Annotated in this window: 1 protein-coding gene; it reads left to right on the forward strand. The window is 28.8% G+C overall.

Features of this window, described 5'->3' with window-relative positions:
- The first annotated feature begins 264 nt into the window (after nt 1-264).
- Nucleotides 265-822: a hypothetical protein gene (locus tag HGB55_RS15165; RefSeq protein WP_168817927.1), complete on the forward strand. Its 558-nt coding sequence runs from the start codon at nt 265-267 to the stop codon at nt 820-822.
- Nucleotides 823-1,066: the final 244 nt, after the last annotated feature.

Genomic DNA, 1,066 nt, shown 5'->3' on the forward strand with positions numbered 1-1,066 from the left:
TTCTGCAACTGCAAGTAGAGATTTAAAAAAAGGGGCAGAATTAAATTTATTTAAAAAAATCGGGGAAAAGAATAAAACTAAGTACAAATTAATAACTGGGCACAACAATGTATAACCAAAATTGCTTCTTTCTGTAAATTAGAATGTTTCTAAATCTAAAAAATACTATATTTAAACAACCGAAAATTGTGCTTTCAAATTCGCAACTTTCGTTATACAAACCCGTTACCCAACATTACTCAACGAACCGTAAAAAAAATCGAATTGAATAGAAAAACAAGTGATTTAATAGCTGGAATTTTATGTTCTGGATTTTCAATAGTTGGAATAACAATTATGAATAAATCGGAATTAATAACTTGGGTTACGATTGTGTTTTTCGGAATCGGAGCAATTCTGTTATTATTGAGATATTTTAATCCAAATAGTAAGTTTCTTCCAAAACAAAAAGATTATAATAAAAAGTTGAGTGACGAGGAATTTATGGAATTATACAACTCAAACGGAATTTTTACCTACGAAAAAAACGGATTTGAAATAAAAATTGAGGAAAAACTGACCAAAATTGAATGGAATGAAATTGAAAAACTGACTGCTTATAAAGTTGACCTTTTTGCAACAGATGAAATACGACTTTTTTTAAAAGCAGAAAACGGAAAACAATTTGAAATTTCAGAAAGTACACAAGGTTGGTTTCAATTTAACGAAAAGATAAAAGAACAATTTCCTGAAATTAATAAAACTTGGGAAATTGACATTTCAGTTCCAGCATTTGAACGGAAAGAAACTGAAATATATAATCGGAATAAAAACGTTGGGTAACACCGTATATAATTTATTGCTAGTTCTAGCCTACTTACGAAAATCCTCGCGGATTTTCTATTCGGTTTTTATTTGCTAAATTACGTGCTAAACCACGCAACAAACCATATACAAACACGTTGTAAAACATATTTAAGGATAAAACAGAATTAAAACAAAATTTTAGAAAGAGAAACAAATATTTGTATCTTTGTGAAAGTGGAAAAAATAGGAGAAATAGAAATTCGTGTAGTTGGAAAGTCAG

Origin of the sequence: Lutibacter sp. B1 (genome assembly GCF_012524075.1) — a bacterium.
GTDB lineage: Bacteria > Bacteroidota > Bacteroidia > Flavobacteriales > Flavobacteriaceae > Lutibacter.